This is a genomic window from Achromobacter sp. 01N37, from assembly GCF_056399725.1.
Genome location: NZ_JBFTRX010000004.1, coordinates 181,419 through 199,253 on the forward strand (window position 1 = coordinate 181,419; position 17,835 = coordinate 199,253).

Here is a 17,835-nt window from a genome sequence, read left to right on the forward strand (position 1 = left end):
GATGATCCATCTGAACGGCGTCACTGACGAACCCTATGCCTTTGGAAGCCGGCAGCCGCTGCTGGCCAACGCCACGCTCGACATTCCGGTGGGGCGTTACGCGCTGCTGTCGCATTCGCCGGAAATGCATCGCCAGATCGTCGACGTGCTGTGCTGCCTGCGTCCGCCGCGCCAGGGCTTTGTCAAACATGACGGCAACGTCTCGTGGGCGATCGGCCGGCAAGGCTTTATCCGCGGCAAGGCCAGCGGCATTGCCGTGATCGACTTCGTCTGCGAGATGTACGAAATCGATGTGGATGCCACGTTCGAACTGGTCGCAGACCTGATCAGCGATCCCAAATGCCTGGCCAAGCCCATGGAGCATTGGCCGCTCTACGTACGGCAGGAATTCTCGTTCGCCCTGGCGCTGGCGCCGGCGTTCGATGTCTACGTGATCGAAGGGGCCATCCCTTTCGAACCCTGCCGTTTCACCCGGCTATGGCTGGCGCTGTTCGAAGAGCGGCTGATCGGCCGAACCCTAATTCTCTCTAGCTACCGCCAGAACCAGATGGCGGACTATTGCCTAAAAGGCTTGATTTATGAACGAAGCGCTCTCAGCATCGAAGACGACCTCGACCAATGCCTCAGCAAATACCCCCCGCGACGATCACGAAGCGACTCCGGCACCGGCGATGACGTCTTCGGAGGCGGCTTCGAAGACAGCCAGCTCGGGATCTGAGGGCGGCTCCGAGATCGAACGCCGCCGTCGCGAACGGCAGGCGGCGCTGCGCGAACGCCGCCGCCACCGTTGGATCAACGCGTTCATCGTCATCGTGCCGGTGGCGCTGGCGCTGGTGTATGTGCTTGCCATCGCCACACCGCGCTATGAAGCGGAATCGCGGTTCTTCGTGCAATCGGGATCGGGCCAGCAAGGCGGTGGCGGCGGCGCGGCCAGCCTGCTCACCACCGGCAACATGGGCGGCATGCTGGGCGGCTTTGTCGACGGCTGGGCCGTCAGCGACTTCCTGAAATCCCGCGACGCCATGCAGCAGCTGGACAAGAAAGTCGGCCTGCGCCAATACCTGATCCACGCGGGCGTGGACCCGTTCAACCATCTTTCCGAAGACTCCAGCGAAGACGATCTGTACCGCGCCTATCAGTCGTCGGTGCATGTGTCGTTCAATGCGTTGGAGCAGATTGACGTGCTGCGCGTCAGCGCGTTCTCGCCGGAAGATGCGGCAACGCTGTCCAAGGCGCTGATCAGCCTGGCCGAAGAGTTCGTCAGCTCGATGAACGAGAAAGGCGTGGCCGATAAATTGAAGGTCAGCGAAGAGGCGGTGAAGCTTGCGGAACAAAAGGCGCTTGCCGCCCGCGACGCCCTGATGTCATGGCGGACGACGCACGGCAACATCGACCCCACGGCGACGGTGGCGATGCTGTTGAATCTGTCCAGCACGCTGGAGGCCGAGCTCAGCAGCGCGCAGATCAATCTGGACAAGATTCGCGCGCTGGGCAACAAAGACCACTTCATGCTCAAGCCCGCTGAAATGCAGGTGCTGGCGTTGCAAAAGCGGATTTCGTCGGTGCGCCGCCGTCTAAGCGGCGACGGCAATGCCGAAGCCAAGCAGCTGAAATCGTATGAGTCGCTGCGAAATGCCCAGGCGTTTGCGGATTCGAACCTGACCCTGGCGCAGCAGTCGTACCAGCAGGCCATGACGGACGCGCTGCGCTTGCAACGTTACCTGTCCATCATTGCTCAGCCGGTGCCCACCGACCGTCCGAGCAGCCCGCGCACGATGGTTCTGCTGCTGCAAGCGCTGGCGCTGGGCTTTGTGTTGATGTTCATCTCGCGCGTTGCGATGGCATTGTTGAGGGGGCTGCGTCATGGTTGATACGGCAATTGATACCCGTCGCGCTGCGGCCGACGCCACCGCGCGGCTGCGCGAGGTCATCAAGGACATTTACGCGGCGGGCGACCCCGCGCGCGAGATGGCCCGGCTGGACCCGGCGTTGGCCGAGGCCCATGACGGCTGGCGCGATGTGCGCCGTTTGATGGTGGCGCCGTGGATGCGCGAAGCGCGCTTCGAACCCGCCATCGCCGCGCTTGAAAAGCTGACGGTGGCTTACCCGACACGCGCTGATGACCGCCGCTTGCTGGCCAGCCTGTTGGGCCGCAGCAAGCAGTGGGACCGCGCGATTGCCGAGGCCGACGCCGCGGCCGGCATCGAGCCCGCCAACGCCTCGCTGCATGCCGCGCGCATTCAATTGCGCGTGCAGGCCGGGCGCGTGGCGGATGCCGCCGACATCGCGCGCGCCACTATCAGCATGGCCAAAGACGATCCTGCTGAAGCGTATGCCTGGATGATGGCGTTCGTGCGCAACGGCGACGTGGCCGAGGCGGCGGGCATTGCGGCAAGCCTGGATTCGAACCAGCTGCCCAACGAACGCGTAGCAACGATGGCCGTGCGCGCCTTGCTGGAAGACGACCGCGCGGAAGCCGCCATCCAACTGGGCAATGCGGCCTTAAGCGCAAACCACGATTGCGCGGCATTGCGCGCCTCGCTGGGCCTCGCGCACCTTCGGCGCGCCTCTGAAGAGGATCGCAAGGTGCACGCGCTGACGCATTTCGAAGCGGGCCTGAGCGCCGCGCCTGCGGACGTCAGGCTGCTCACGCTGTATGGCGAAACGCTGTTGCGCGCTGGCCGCTACAAAGAAGCCGCGGCGCCGCTTGCGCAGGCCATGGAGTTGGCGCCGGACCTGGAACAGACGCGCGCGCTGTATGCCCGCGCGCTGCGCTATACGTTGCAGTACGACGAAGCCGCCGACCAGATGTTGAAGCTTGTGGAAAAGTCGCCCGACAAGCTGATGTGGCAGCGCGCCGCCATCGGCGCGCTGTCGCAGGCCGGCCGCAAGGGCGACGCCGAAACCCTGTACGAAAAATACGTCGCCACCCGCAGCGCGAACCTGCCGAAGACCTTCCCGGAAGCCATGGCCCAGATGGAAGCGCGGCTGGATACCGCCCCGATTCCGCAGGCGCGTCTGGATTGGGCGTGGTCGATGCGCGGTGACACGAATGTGGACCGCGCAGAATGGGAACGCCGCGCACGCTGGGGCCACATGATCGATCACCTGCTGTTCGATTGGCTGGAATGCCGCGAGGATGACGTCGAAGAATCCATGCAGCTGTTGGGCGAACTTGATACCGGCGAACGCTTCTTTGCGCCGCTGCTGGCGGCCGGCAAAGGGGTGGTGGTAGCCACCGCGCACGTCGGCCCCATGTACGCGGGCCTGATGGCGTTGGAGCTGCTGGGCATCCCGTCGCGCTGGCTCGCCACCGCGCCCAGCATCGCCCAGAGCAGCTATTCCACGGCGCTGATCTCCACTGCCGACCAGACCGAAGCGCAGGTCGCCAAGGCCTGCATGCGCGCCATCAATTCGGGCTACGTGCTGTGTCTGGCGATTGATGGCGCGGCAAATCCCGCCGCACCGCGCACGACCTTTGAAGGGCAGGAAGTCACGTATTCCAGCTTTGCATCGCACCTGGCGCATCGTCTTGGCGTGCCGTCGGTGTTCTACGCGCCGCGATGGGAGAACGGCCACGTGGCTTACACGCTGGAAATGCTGCCCGCCGCCAACCCCGGTGAAGACGCCGACGCCTATGCCAAGCGCTGGCAGCAGGCGTATTTTGAACGGCTGCGCGAACACGTGGCCGGCCCCCCCGAAAATCTGCGCCTGAGCGGGGGCATCTGGCGCCATGTGCAGTCTGCGGATCGCTCCGCGCAGCAATAGGAATCAAGCCTTGATGAAGACAGCAATGAAAACGAGCCGGTGGACAGTGCGTCGGTCAATCCAGTGGCTGCTTGCCGTGGCCCTGTTGCAAGGCGGCGTGGCGGCCGCGAGTGAATCGTGCGCCAGCCCGGATGAACACTGCCCGCTCGTTTCGTCGCTGCTGTCCCAACGCGAAGGCTATGGCGCCAAGGCCACGGGCGGCTTGGGCGGAAAATTCATCGAGGTCACGTCCGACCAGGATTCCGGCCCAGGCACGCTGCGCGCCGCGCTCGCGCAAGCGAAGAAGGGGCCGACGTGGATACGCTTTGCGTCGGACATGACCATCGTGCTGGACAAGCAGCTGCGCGTGCCGTCGAACGTAACGATCGACGGGCGTGGCAAGCAGGTCACGTTGATTGACGACGGGTTGGGCGTGTACGGCAGCCAGAACGTCATCCTGACGCACCTGACCATCGACGGCCGCCTGAACCGGCTGACGCAAGCCGTGAACGTGGCCAACGGCAGCCGCGACGTGTGGGTCGACCACATGGACCTGTCGCGCATGTCTGACCGCCTGCTCAACGTGAAGAATGGCTCGACCGACGTGACGATTTCATGGACCAAGTTCCATAACTCGAACAAGGTCATGCTGCTGAACAACATCACATCGAAAAATCTGTTCGAAAACTACGACCGTGATTCGATTGCGCGCGTGACGCTGCACCACAACTATTTCTTCAACACCGTGCAGCGCAACCCTCGCGGGCAGTTCGGCACGTTCCACCTGTTCAACAACCTGTTGGAGAACTGGGACTTCTACGGCATGAGCTTCAGCCTGGAGGCCAAAGCCTTTGTGGAAGGAAACATCTTCAACAACACCACCCAGCGCAAGTGCGTGGAGCCGGCGTTCTTTCCCACGGTGGAAGGCATCAACGTCAACTACTGCCACTACATTCCCATCGCCGCCAAACGCAGCGCGCTGGACAACGGCGAATCCGATCGCGGCGCTTACGAAAAACTGAAGGCGCAGCACGGCTACACGCGCGACTACAAGGCGTTCCTGCGTCTGAAAGACAATCTTTATCTGGGCGACGCGAAGCCGGTGCTGGAAGACTACCGCCCCGAATCGGCGCCGACGCCGCCGTACTGCTACGGCTATGAGCGGCCCACGCCGGAATTGGCGGCAAAGATCCGCCAATTCGCGGGGAATACGGGTGGCGATACGCCGTTGCCGACGTCGCGCGTGGGCTCGGGCTGCGGGAAGTAACTCAGGAGGCCCAGCCGCCCTTTCCCGCGCTTGTCATTTCCCCTTCTCAGAGTGAAAATCGCCGCTTGGCGTGTTGCACAGCAACACAGGGACGACACACGATTCGGCCGCCAGGGGAAACGCAGTGAAGGACGCCGTCCAGTATCAGACTCACACCGCTTTCGACGGTGCCGCCGGCACTGAACCGGATCGCCCGTCAGACCGTTCGCCGGACTGGGTCTACCGTTGCGCGATGAGCCTGCTCAAGCGCCCGGCCGATGATGCGATATCCGAGCAACTGGCCTTCATGGGCGAGACGTCCGATGTGGATCGCTCGTGGCTGATCGAGTACCGGCCCGACATGCTGCGATTCCGCAATACCCATGAATGGTGCCGCGGCCAGACGCAGCCGTTTGTTGCCGAACTTCAAGATGTGCCGACCACGCTGATTGCGTGGCTGCACCGGTTCATGGTGAAGGGCTATGCCGTGGCCATTCATGATGTGCACGACCTGCCGCGCACGGCGCGGATCATCCAGGCCGAGTTCGTGCGCCAGGGCAACAAAAGCGTGCTGAGCGTGCCGGTGTTTCATGACAAGAAGCTGTACGGCATCATCGGTTTCGACACCACCGCCCGGCACCGCAGCTGGTCGCCCGCCGAGGTCAACGCGCTGTATCAATGCGCCAACCTGATCGGTCAGGCCAAGTATTCCAACAGCCTGGATCACAACCGCACAGCGATGCACGAGAGCTCGATGTCGGTGGTCTATCTGAACATGCGCGGCGTGGTGCGGGGTGTACAGCCGGAGACCATCGTCGGCGTGCGGTCGGCAGGAAACTACAGCGAGATCTGGCTGGAAGACGGCTCGATGGTGCTGGACTCCCGCGCGCTCGGGATGTGGTCGACCTTGCTGCCCGAAAAGATCTTCTTCCGCGTACACCGCACCGCCATTGCCAATGCGTTGCATGTCATGGACGTTGACCGCCGCAGCGTCGACAAGTGGCTGATCAGGATGCGCTCGGTTGAGGGCGCATGGCCCGTGTCGCGCTCGTACCGCAAGTCGCTGCGCGAACGCATGGGGATCTGATCCACCAGCCGGGGCCGCCGCGCCCCGCGCCTATGTCATTCGTCATGCGGGAATGTTGTTTCGTCCTGGCAAGGTGGTCAATTTCCAAGGTTTTGGGATGATCTCGCTTGCGGTGACCCCTTCCCGCAACTCCCATCCCCCGGGCGACCTTGAGAGAATTGGCATGCTGGCGACTCGCGCTTTCACACGTTTGACTTCCCTGGCTTTGACGGCGGCGTGCGCGTTGGGCGTGGCCCCGGCGCGCGCGACTGACCTGGCGTTGCAAGATGCCGTGTCCATGGCCGGCATGCAGCTGTTTCTGAACTCGGGTGCGCCGGCCGTCATCATCGCGGTGGTGCGGGGCGATGAGGTGGTCATCCAAGGCTATGGTGAGACAGCGCCGGGCAATGGCGTTGAGCCGGACGCGAATTCCATCTTCAGAATTGCGTCGGTATCCAAGGTGTTCGCCGCCGATGTGCTGGCGTCGCTGGCCGCCAAGGGCAAGGTCAAGCTGACCGACCCGCTGGCCAAGTACGCGCCCGACAATGCCCGCGTCGAAGCTAACGGGCGGCCCATCACGCTGTTGGATCTGGCCACGCATTCCGCAGGCTTGCCGCGCGAATTGCCGGACCCGAACGCCAAGCCGTCCGACAACCCCTACGCCGCGTTTGACCGCGCGTACTACTGGAAATGGATCGGCAGCAACAAGCCGGCCTACACGCCCGGCACCACCACGCTTTATTCGAACCTGGGATTCGGCTTGCTGGGCGATGCGCTGGCGAAAGCGGGCGGCGCGGATTATTCGACGGTGCTGGCCCGCGAAGTCACGCAGCCCGCGGGCCTGACGGACACCACCAATGTGTTGAACGACGCGCAGAAGAAGCGCTTGATGACGGGGCTGGACCCGTTTGGCAAACCGGACCCGAACGCGCCGGTGCCGGACGTGATGTACGCCAGCGCGGGCATCTATTCCACGGCGGCCGACATGGCGCGCTGGATGCGCTGGCACCTGGACGGCGCGCGCCAGGCCAAGGAAGCCTTCGCGCTGGACCATGTCATGTGGCTGCCGTATGACGGCTTGAAATCCGTGGTGGGAACCGAAGTGACCAGCGCCGATGGCATGGGCTTGGGCTGGGTGGTGTCACTGCCGCGCAACGGCACGCCCTTGCTGTTGGGCAAGAGCGGCGGCCTGGGCGGCTTCATGAGCTATGCGGTGTTGTCGCCGAATCGCGACCTGGGCGTCTTCGTGGTGGCCAGCCGCGTGAACTTCGCGATGTTCGAAAACATCCATTCCCAGGTGCGCGAATTGGCGGCTGAGCTGGCGCGGTGATCGGGTCTGGCCGGTGCTTGGCGATGGGCAAGCGCATTGGATTATCGGTATGCCACGGGATCGTGGCGGCATTGGTGATGCACGGCGTTTTTGCGCAAGACGTGTTTGCGCAAGAAGTGTCTGCGCAAGAGGTGTATGCGCAAGAAGTGCCTGCGCAAGAAGTGCCTGCGCAAGGCGGGCCCGACATCTTCAAGACCGAGATTTTCCTCACGCCGTACAGCCAGCTGGGCGAAGACGCAGGCACGTATCCGCAGTTGAACGGCCGCTTTCTGCTGATGACGGGCTACACCGGGTTTTTTGGCATCAAGGATGCCAACGGACAGATTCCGCGGTCGCACTGGAGCAGCGTGCAGCCCACAGCGGAAGCCGCACTGGTGATGCAGCTGACGCAACGATTTTCGATCCGCACCAAGGCAACGCTCAACTCGTCGAACAATGAGACCAAAGACAACGCGTTCTCGGACCTGGGCGTGAATTTGGACAACCTGTTCGCGGCCTATACCGCCGACCGCTATGCCTTGTACGGCGGCAAGATGGACTTGGGCTTTGGCGACGCGTGGCACGTCATCGATGGCCTGTACAGCGGCTTTAACGAGAACTCGGAGTTTCGCGGTTCCATCGGATTGGGCGGCCGCTACACCTTGGCCACCGGCGGCAACGGCACGCATTCGGTGGCGGCGGTGTTGTTCAAGCGTGATGACACCGCGTTGAACCAGCGCTTGAGTCTGGACGATGGTTTCATTCGCCAAGATCAGCCGCCGGCATTCAGCGACCAACTGAAGTCGTTCATCCTGTCTTATGACTTTCGTGATCTGCCGGAGCTGGAACGCTGGTCGGGCGGCGTGGACGCCGGCCGCCTGCATGTGGACCCGGGCATGGGCGAAAGCGCCAACACCGTCTCTGCCCGGCTTCGATACGACGCGCCGCTTGCCAATGCGTGGGCGCTCAGCTGGTTTAACGAAGCCACGTTTTCCAGCGCCTTTCGCGGCGCGCCCGTGCGCAACGGCAATGGCGTGACGTCAGTATCGCTGTCGCGCGACCGCTGGCAATTGACCGCTACCGCCGCGGCGCGCAAATTATCGGGCAGCGACGGCAGGCTGGCGCCGTACGGCTTGCAGAACGATTGGGACTGGGCGTTGTCCGGCGCCATCACCTACGTCACGCCGGTCGGGTTCATCTTGCAGGCCGGCGTGACGCATCAGCGCGATCAGGCCATCCGCATCAACCAAGGTGTTTTTCGCATCGCTTATCAAGCGGGATTCTGAGGTCACCATGACTAGCAAAACCAACTTCATTGCAGGCCTGTGCGTGTTGGCCCTGAGCGGCGCCGCGTCAGCGTGGGCGCAGCCGATTCCCGTTGAATCGCATGCCAGCCCGCCCGCCGACGTCGTCGCCATCCCCAAGGGCAGCCGCGAACAAGCCGTGAAGGATCTGCCGCGCGTGGTGGCAGACATCATGAAGCGCAGCCATGTGCCGGGCATGGCGGTGGCCGTGGTGATGGACGGCAAGACGGTGCTGACCCAGGGTTACGGCACGCGTGAAGTGGGCAAGAACGCGCCGGTGGATGCCGGCACTGTGTTCCAGATTGCGTCGATTTCAAAGTCGCTATCGGCCACTGTGGCGGCGATGGAAGTGTCGCAAGGCGTGGTGGCGTGGGACGACCCCGTGGCCCGCTATCTGCCGGACTTCAAGCTCAGCAACGCTTATGTGTCAGCGCACGGCACCATCGGCGACTTCTTCGCGCATCGCTCGGGTTTGCCTGGCACGGCGGGCGACGACCTGGAAGACTTGGGCTATACGCGCGGTGACGTCATGGCCCGCTTGCGGCTGCTGCCGCTGGACGCGTTTCGCACGTCGTATCACTACGCAAACTTCAGCACGACGATCGGCGCAGAAGCCGTGGCGAAGGCCGTGGGCCGCCCTTGGGAAAGCCTGGCGCAAGACGTGCTGTTCAAGCCGCTGGGCATGACGTCCACCAGCTATCGCTATGACGACTTCATGGCGCGCACGAATCGCGCCGTGCTGCATGGGTATCAGAAGGGCGCGTTCGTGCCGTTGGGCCAGCGCAATGCGGATCAGCAGGCGCCCGCGGGCGGCGTGTCGTCCACCGTGGGAGACATGGCGCAATGGTTGAAGCTATTGCTGGCCGATGGCGAATTCCAGGGCAAGCGGATGATCGCGCCGGGCGCGCTGCTGCCGGCCTTGTCGCCGCAGTCGTTCAGTGCGCGCGCGCACAACCTTGACGCGCGTTCGGGCTTTTACGGTTATGGCTTCAACGTCAATACCGAGCTGGGCGGACGCCCGTCGATGGGGCATTCCGGCGCGTTCCTGATGGGCACGGGCACGACGTTCCGGATCGTGCCGTCGGCGGGCATCGGCATCGTGGTGCTGACCAACGGCGCGCCCGTGGGTGCAGCAGAATCGGTGGCGGCAACCTTCATCGACACGGCGCTGTATGGCAAGCCCACGCGCGATTGGTTCGCCGCGTACAACGGCGCCATGCAGGCCTTCTTTGCGCCACAAGCCGATCTTTCCGCGCAGGCCAAACCGGCGAACGGCAAGCCTGCCGGCGCGCTGTCGCAATACACCGGCCATTTCGACAACCCCTATTACGGTCCTGCGGAAATCCAGGAAGCCAATGGCGGGTTGAGCCTGGTGCTGGGACCCAAAGGCATGCGCTTTCCCGTCAAGCACTGGGACGGCGATACCTTCGCGTTCGCCCCGGTCGGCGAAGCCGAGCTGGTGGATTCGCTGGCGTCCATTGTGTTCAAGATGGATCAGGGCAAGGCCAGCGGTTTCGACATCAAGTTCTATGACGATGCCGGCATGGGGCATTGGTCGCGCAAGTAACCTCAAGCGCCGCCACCGCCCCTTCAAAAGCGGTAGGCGGCGCGCAGCGTCAGCGATTGGTCGCGGTACTGTCCGTTGCCGCGCAAGGCGTATTCCGTCTTCAACTCCATGCCCTTGGGGCTCACGACTTCCAGGCCCGCCGACAGATTGCCGTAGGTGCGCGGCATGCCCGACTTCAGCGAGAACGGCGTGGCGTTGAAGCTGCTTAGCTGCATCGTCGTGACCACATCGCCACCGTTCAGAAAGCTCATGCCGCCGGCCACATACGAACGCAAGGTGGAGCCGTTAGCCAGGTCTTTCCGGCCGCCCAGTTCGATCATGGGCGACACCATGAACGACGTGGTGTCGTTGCCGCGCACCTTCAGGTTAAAGAGGCCCGCCCCGCTTTCCTGATAGCCGTCCTGGCGGATGTGGTTCACGTCCAGATCCACATAAGGCCGCAGATACCAGGTGGGCTGGCTGAATTCATAGGCGGTGCGCAAGCGGGCGGCCAGGAAGGACGCATCAGGTTTGCTTTTGGCCACACCATCCAGCGTGCTGCGCGACATTCTGCTTTTCTCAACACCGCCATGAACGGCCACGGCAATCTGCCACGGCGCGCGGTTGTACTTCAGCGCCAAACCACCCGAGAACGTGTCGCTGTTGCCGGTCAAGTCATTCGAAGACGTCGTCTTGCCGGCGGCATAGGCCAGCGAGCCGCCCAGGAACCAGTTGTTGACGATTTCGCGCTGCGCGCCGAGGGTCAGCGCGGTCTGGCGGATGCGATAGCCCTGGTCATCCGACGTGCTCTTGCGTTGCGTCCAGTTGGTGTCCAGCCGCGACCAGACGCAATTGCCTTCACGCAGTATCGTGCTTTCGCCGACAAAGCCCGGGCAGCTCATCATGCGGCCCATGGATGCATAGGACTCATGTATCTGGTTTGCCGCGCGGGCGAATTGCCCATCGTGGGCGACGCCATTGAGCGCATCGCGGTATTGGCCGGCGGTTTGCACGCCCGTGAACTTGTCGAACAGCGCTGCGCTGCGTGTGTCGCCCTGGTTCCACAGGCTTTGCAAGGAAGTCGCGATGCTCCGGTGGTCTGCGCTGACGGGCAATGCCGAGGGCGTGAAATTCGCGTCCACCGAAATCAGGGGATCGCGCCAGCCGCCTGCGCCGTTGTTCTTCAGCGCATAACTGAACAAGGGGCTGTCGCTGGCGGTGGCGGGAATTTGCGATTGCTCGGCGTCGAAATGCGCGATGCCCATCCACACGTTCTTCACGGGGTTATGCAGCACGGGTTGGATGATGCCCCCGAACGTGGATGGGCCAGACACCGAGATGAAGTCGCTGTGATGGTTGCCGAAATCCAGGTCGGGCCGATAGGTGCCGGTGTGGTTCAGCACGCCCGTTAACCGGGTGGCGGCGTACGCACCGGGGCCTGCCGGGTTGAGGATACCGGCGTTGTTCAGATCGCCCACGAACTGCGAACCGGTGTACAGGTTGCCGCCCGCGTTGTTGTTGAACGTGCTGCCGTTGCCCAGTTGCACATCGCCGGCCACGGTGCCGGTGTTGTTGACGAGCGCCTGGCCCGACACCTCAATCGCCGTTTTGGCTTGAATGGTGCCGGCGTTGGTAATGGTGGTGGTGGCCAAGGGCGCCACGGCAAGAATGCCCGTGCCGGAGGTGGCGTTCGCGCTGACGAGTGCGCGCGTGCCCAAGCTGATCGACACCGCCCGCCCGCCACCATTGGCGCCGTTGCTCAAGGCGACGATGGCGGGCGAGCCCGCGCCTGTGGCGACAACCTGGGCCGCTTCGCCCAGGCTGATCGTGACGGGGCCGCCGTAGGCCAGCGCGTTGTTGGGGGTGCCGTATTGGTAAAGCGTGCCGTCCTTGAAGACGCCGCCGCCGCCCACGCTCATGGCAAGAATAGCGGGCGCATTTGCGCCTGAGGTTTGCACGGTGCCGCCCGTGCCAATGGCCACATTGACCCCTGCCGAGTTGCCCGTGCCGCCGGTCAAGCCGGCGCTTTGGATGATGCGGGTGGAGTAGCTGGCGGACGACTGGTCGCCCGTCAGGCCGCCACCGCCGCCGATGCTTTGCGCCAGCACGCCCGCCGCGCCATTACCCGACGTCGAGATCACGCCCGACAACGACAGGTTGACGGCGTTGCCGTCGCCGTCCTGGGTGGGGGCCGTCACGGCTTTCAAGGTGGTCAGATTGGGCTGGAGCGCCAAGCCGGCGATGCCGCCGCCACCGCCGATGCTCTGCGCGACGATGGCATGCGCGTTGGCGCCAGCGGTGACAATGCGGCCGCCCACGTCCTGCGTGACGGTCACAACGCCGCCCGCGCCCTGCATACTGCCATTCGATCCGAACGTGATGGTCATGGGGTTGGCCGCTGGCCGCGCGGTGTTATCCAGCGAGGCATACCCGCCACCGCCGCCCACGCTTTGCGCCAGCACGCCGAACGACAGCGCGCCGTTCGTGACGATGCTGCCGCCCGAGTTCGAGACGGTGACGTTGCCGCCGCTACCCGTCAGCGTGGAAAAGGGCGTGGCGACGGTCTGGAGGCTGCCCAGCTGCATGTCGACGCTGCCTAGTGACGCGCTGGCCGACACGATGGCCGCACCGCCGCCGCCGCCCACACTTTGCGCGAAGATGCCCGGCGACAGCCAGCCCTGCGTCGTGATGAGGCCGGTGTTGTTCGCCACGCTGACCGCGCCACCCGACAGCAACGCGCTATTGAATGCCGCGGAGTTGCTGAACGTGTAGTCACCACCCAAGGTGACGCCCACGGAGGCGGTTTGTGAAATGTTGGCCAGGCTGGTGTTGCGCAGGCTTAAGGTCGTCAACCCGCCGCCGCCGCCCACGCTCTGCGCCATGATGCCGGCCGCGCCGCCTGCCTGCGTAGTGAGCGCACCGCCATGGATGACGCTGGCCTGGCCGCCCAAAGTGAATTCTGCATTGCGTTGTGCGCCGGTGGCGCCCAGCGTCGTGGTGGTGGTGAACGCGCTCCATAGATACATCGGCTGGTCCAGCACCGACACGCCGCCGCCGCCGCCGATGCTTTGGGCCAGGATGCCGGGCGCTTGCAAGCCCTGTGTGTTGATGCGGCTGGTCGACGCGCTGGCGTCCACGGTGACGGCTCCGCCCGAGCCGCTTGCGCCATCGGAGCCGCCGTTTTGCACATGAATCAATGAGCCCAGCACGGAACCGCCCTTGGTGCCGAGGAGGTTGATGACTTGCGTGATCTTGTCGATGATCGCGGCGCTTTGATTCCCGGCCGCCGCGGTGACGACGTCTTGCAAGTCCTGGCCGCTTGCCGTGCTGCGGCCGCCGCCGCCGCCGATGCTCTGCGCCACGATGCCGGCCGATCCATCGCCTTGCGTGGTGAGGGTTCCGGTATGGATCACGATGGCGGGATCGCTTGCTGATCCCCCGCCCGCGCCGCCCGTGCCGCCGCTGCCGCCCGTTTGATGGGTGATGCTGGTTTGCGGCAGGGCGACGGTGAACAGATTCTGCGCGCCGGATTCCGCTGCCTTGATCAGCGCGTCGATGCTCGACAGCAGGCTCGACGCGCCTGTGGAATCGATCAATCCGGCGTTGCCGCCACCGCCGCCGATGCTTTGCGCGAGGATGCCGGGAGCATGGTCGCCTTGCGTGGTGATGGCGCCGTCATTGCGCACATTGAAGGCGCTGGCGCTGCCGCCTCCACCGCCTTGGCCGCCGGTTGTGACGCTGGTGGACAGGCTGATGGCTTTGCTGATCTGCATCTGCGGGGCCGCTTCCAGCCACTTCACGGCCTGTTGCAGCAAGCCGGGCAGCGCCGCCGGTGAGCCGACGATGGCGTTGAAGGCATTGGCGTCCAGCGCTTGAACGATGCCGCCGTTGCCGCCACCCCCGCCAATGCTCTGCGCCACGATGCCCGCTGCGCCTGTGCCCGCCGTGGCGATGATGCCGCTGCTGGAATTGTTGGCCTGCACGCTTGCGCCACCACCGCCCTGGCCGCCTTGCGCGCCGTGCCGGATGCTCAGGTCCAACGACACCAGCGAGTTGCCGATCGTCGGCGTCTTGACCGGGGCCAGCACGCCGCCGCCATTGCCGCCACCGCCGCCCACGCTCTGCGCGACGATGCCATGGCTTTGCGCCGAGGCCGTGCGGATGCTGCCGTCGTTGGTGAGTGTGACGTTGCCGCCGTTGCCCGCGCCCTGTCCCGCCCCGCCATTGGTGATGGCGAGCGTGACCGTGCCGCTGGGGTTGTCGCCTGTGGGCGGTGCGATGGTGACGGTGCGCGAATTGGCCAGCCCGCCGTTGCCGCCGCCGCCGCCAATGCTCTGGGCCAGCACGCCATTGCTGTGCGGACCTAGTGTCGAGATCATGCCGGCGCTGGCCTGCGTGAACGACACGGTGCTGCCCGAGCCGCCGCTGCCGCCTTTGCCGCCTGTGGCCACGGTGACGTTCAGCCCCACGCCCACGCCCACCGCGTTGGCCGACCCGGCCGTGCCGCCGCCGCCTCCGATGCTTTGCAAGACGACGCCGGGCGCATTGCCCGCCCGCGTCAAGATCTTGCCCTGCGATGAAAACTGCACCAGCCCGCCGTTACCCGCCGCGCCGCCCGTGCCGCCGATGGCGACGGTGGCGATGACGCCGGTGGCATTGGCGTCACCGCCCGCGCCACCGCCGCCGCCTATGCTTTGCAGCGTTACGGCGGCGCTGTTGTCGCCCGAGGTATCGATGCTGCCGGTGTGTGTCATGGCGACGCCTCCACCCGCACCGCCCATGCCGCCATGTCCGCCGCCGACCGCGATGAAGCCGTTGCTGGCCTGCGCCAGTCCGCCGCCGCCGCCCGCGCTGTTCACCAGCACGCCCGCGGCATCGTTGCCCAAGGTGCTGATGACGCCCGCGTTGGTCAGCGTGATGGCCTGGCCGGCCATCGCACCCGCGCCGCCATTGCCGCCTGAGCCGAAGGCGCCGCTGGACCCGCCCGGCCCGCCTTCACCGCCCAGAACGCTGGCGACAATGCCCTTTGCGCCGACGGTGTTGGCGGCGCCTGTGGTGATGGCGCCGGTGTTGGTGATTGTGATGGCGCCGGGGTTGCCGCCCGCAGCGCCGTTGTGTCCGTCGGCCCAGGAACCATCGCCGCCGTTGCCGCCATTGCCGCCTTGGCTCAGCGCATAGATACCGATTGCGCGGTTGCCGGTGGTGGTGATCTTGCCGCCGTTGCTGAGGGTGACCAGGCCCGCGTTGCCGCCTGCCGCAGCCTTGGTATCGGTGTCGTTGCGCTGCGACGCATTGCCGCCGAGGGATCGCGCAATCACGCCATACATGCCGTCGCCCAGCGCCGTCACCGCACTGTTTGCCGATGACGTGAACGTCACGGCCCCTGCATCGCCGCCGCGCCCGGCATTGCTGTGGCCGCCGAAGTCGCCGGAGTGTTCCGCCGCACCCCCATTGCCGCCAAGCGAGATCAGCCCCACGCCTGCGCTGACGTCGTCCGGGCCGGGTCCGCGCGCCATGATCGATGTCGTGCCTTGCAAGATTGCGGTGGCGTCGCCGGCGTTGCCGCCTCGGCCCGAATCATTCGCGCCGCCAAACCCGCCAACGATGGCGCTGTCGGTGCCAGACCCGCCCCAGGATTGCACCGCTACGCCGAAACCCGTGCCGGTGACGGTGGTGTTGTTGAGTGTGATGCGCGCCAGATGGCCATCGCCGCCATTGCCGAAATGGCCGGCGCGCCCGTCGGCATTGGCGTACAGACCGCCGTTGCCGCCGGCCGAGGTCAGGCTGATGCCACGGCCCGCAGCCGACACGGTGCTGGCCGACAGCGCGTAGTCGATGATGCGCCCGCCGCCGCCGTTGCCGCCCCAATGGTTGAAGTTGGACGGCGCGTCGCGGCCATCACCGCCCTTGCCGCCGCTGACGTCGATCAGAATGCCCGTTTGCCCGGCTGCGGTTGCGGTGATGTTGACGTTGCGGTCCTGCTGGAGAAAGTCGCGCTGTCCCCATTGGCCGTCTAAGCCGTTGTCCGGGTAGTCGCCGCTGGTGCAGCAGGTGCCGTCCGCACCGCGAAAGACATATACCAACGCGGGCTGGGTCTGGATTTGGGCCTGGGCCGGGCGCCCGAACAAATACGCCGTCGACATGCCGGCTTGCAGCACCAGCAAGGCAAGTCGGGACGGCCGGAACCGATGGCGCGAGGGGGCTTGCGGGACGGACATGGCGGCGCGGACGTGTGGAATCGGGACAGATTAAGAAAATCGCCGTTCGCCGCGCGCCGGACAAGATCAAGATGACGAATCAACCATCCGGTGTGATGAGTCGCCTGTGGCGTGTGCAGGAGTCCGTTCTACGCCTCTTTCGTCGCCTTCCTGTCTGGCCGGGCGCTAAGCGGCTTGGCGTCATCCGCCGGCGATCCGATGCCGTCCGCATCCCGCGACCGGGCCGATTGCTCGGCCTGCGCCAGCTTGTCTTTCAGCTCGGCGACCCGATTGCCGTCGGCGTTCTTATCTTCACGCAACGCCTTTTCAGCGGCGGCCAGCAAGGCTTTCAGCTCTTGCATGACTTCCTTCACCAGGCGCTCATCGGCTTGACGCTGCCTGGCGTCGCGCTGGCGTTCGTCAGCGGGTGAGCTGGCGTCGATGCGTTCACTGTCTTCGCCGGACGCCGAGGCAGTTTCGGCGGCGTCGGCTGCGCGGTCTTCGGCCGTGGCCGCTCCGCCTGCATAAGCCGTCAATGCGCGAGACGCTGCGGTATTTGATGCCGGGGTATTTGATGCTGGGGCATTCGATGCTGGGGCATTCGATGCGGCGGCGTTCGATGCGGGGTTTGATGCCGCGGTATTCGTTGCGACGGCATTCGACGCGACGGCATTCGACGCGGGGGCATTCGATGCGACGGCATTCGATGCGGGGGCTTCCGCCTGCGGTTGAGGGGCCGCAGCGGAAGTCGTAGCAAGACCGGCGGCGGGCGCCTCGGTCGTCGATGCGGCCGCGGCGCTGGTGATGCCAGCCGTGGCTGCCGCGGGCATGGCCGCGCTTGGCGCTGCGGTCGCACTATGCACCACGGGCGCTGTCATTGGCCCCACGGATGCCCCGCCTCCCGAGCCTTGCGATAGGGTCGCCGCCGCTTGGGCCAGTTGTCCGGCCAGTTGGCGCAGTTCCTGGATGATGCCCTTGGCGGCTTCCGGCCCCATCATCGCCAGCAACATTTTCAGCATCTTGATGCGTTGCTTGATTTCGGCGATGCGGCCGCGCGCCATGTCACTGCCAGATGGGCCTGCAGCCGCTGACTGGCCGGCGTCGGCCATTTGTGCTTTTCGGGCTTTTGCAGCGCGTTCAAGCGCGTCGCCGCTGATCGACACGCGAACGGAGGGCATGTCCGTCTTGGCCGCGTCGTCCTTTTCCTTGGCGTCGGCCGTGATGGCCGCTTCTTTTTTGGCCCCTTCCTTTTTGGCGTCTTCCTTGATGGCGGCGCGTGTGTCGTTGGCCAGGGCTGCTGCGCCCCAGATGGAATCGTCGGTCCGTAGACTAGAGGTCATATCGCCCGCCTTCAACGCGCCTGAGGCGCGAATAATTATGGTTTTCGTCGAGTCACGGGCGTGTGTGGCCGGTGACATGC

General features: G+C 65.0%; 10 protein-coding genes. 8 read left to right on the forward strand and 2 right to left on the reverse strand.

Annotated features, from left to right (window positions below; all coding sequences use genetic code 11):
* The first annotated feature begins 1 nt into the window (after position 1).
* The 8 genes from AC1DSJ_RS09840 to AC1DSJ_RS09875 all read left to right on the forward strand — a co-directional run bounded on the left by AC1DSJ_RS09840 (position 2) and on the right by AC1DSJ_RS09875 (position 10,239).
* On the forward strand, positions 2–718 hold the full coding sequence (locus tag AC1DSJ_RS09840) for a P-loop NTPase family protein (RefSeq protein ID WP_054421087.1): 717 nt from the start codon (positions 2–4) through the stop codon (positions 716–718).
* The gene (locus tag AC1DSJ_RS09845; RefSeq protein ID WP_156336331.1) at positions 672–1,871 is read left to right on the forward strand and encodes a KpsE/RkpR family capsule polysaccharide export protein; all 1,200 of its coding nucleotides are present in this window, start codon (positions 672–674) and stop codon (positions 1,869–1,871) included. Before AC1DSJ_RS09840 ends, AC1DSJ_RS09845 begins: the two co-directional genes overlap by 47 nt.
* Complete coding sequence (locus tag AC1DSJ_RS09850) at positions 1,864–3,768, forward strand: Vi polysaccharide transport protein VexE (protein WP_441371344.1); 1,905 nt, start codon at positions 1,864–1,866, stop codon at positions 3,766–3,768. The genes AC1DSJ_RS09845 and AC1DSJ_RS09850 overlap by 8 nt, the downstream gene beginning before the upstream one ends.
* Before the next feature lie 13 nt (positions 3,769–3,781).
* Positions 3,782–5,014, forward strand: coding sequence for a pectate lyase family protein (locus tag AC1DSJ_RS09855; protein WP_441371462.1), 1,233 nt, complete (start codon positions 3,782–3,784; stop codon positions 5,012–5,014).
* Between the two features lie 124 nt (positions 5,015–5,138).
* Complete coding sequence (locus tag AC1DSJ_RS09860) at positions 5,139–6,080, forward strand: GAF domain-containing DNA-binding protein (protein WP_441371345.1); 942 nt, start codon at positions 5,139–5,141, stop codon at positions 6,078–6,080.
* Positions 6,081–6,243: 163 nt separating this feature from the next.
* Entirely contained in the window at positions 6,244–7,389 is a 1,146-nt protein-coding gene (ampH, locus tag AC1DSJ_RS09865) for a D-alanyl-D-alanine-carboxypeptidase/endopeptidase AmpH (protein WP_054421090.1), read from the forward strand.
* A gap of 23 nt (positions 7,390–7,412) precedes the next feature.
* Positions 7,413–8,654 carry a hypothetical protein gene (locus AC1DSJ_RS09870; RefSeq protein ID WP_441371346.1) on the forward strand — a complete coding sequence of 414 codons (1,242 nt, stop codon included), beginning with the start codon at positions 7,413–7,415 and terminating at the stop codon, positions 8,652–8,654.
* Positions 8,655–8,661: 7 nt separating this feature from the next.
* The gene (locus AC1DSJ_RS09875; protein ID WP_441371347.1) at positions 8,662–10,239 is read left to right on the forward strand and encodes a serine hydrolase; all 1,578 of its coding nucleotides are present in this window, start codon (positions 8,662–8,664) and stop codon (positions 10,237–10,239) included.
* 23 nt (positions 10,240–10,262) lie between these two features.
* On the opposite strand, the gene AC1DSJ_RS09880 is transcribed toward AC1DSJ_RS09875, so the two are convergent.
* Both AC1DSJ_RS09880 and AC1DSJ_RS09885 read right to left on the reverse strand, forming a co-directional pair.
* Positions 10,263–16,436 (reverse strand): autotransporter outer membrane beta-barrel domain-containing protein, encoded by a 6,174-nt coding sequence (locus AC1DSJ_RS09880; RefSeq protein ID WP_441371348.1) that lies wholly within the window; start codon positions 16,434–16,436, stop codon positions 10,263–10,265.
* A gap of 128 nt (positions 16,437–16,564) precedes the next feature.
* Positions 16,565–17,755 carry a hypothetical protein gene (locus AC1DSJ_RS09885; protein WP_441371349.1) on the reverse strand — a complete coding sequence of 397 codons (1,191 nt, stop codon included), beginning with the start codon at positions 17,753–17,755 and terminating at the stop codon, positions 16,565–16,567.
* Positions 17,756–17,835: the final 80 nt, after the last annotated feature.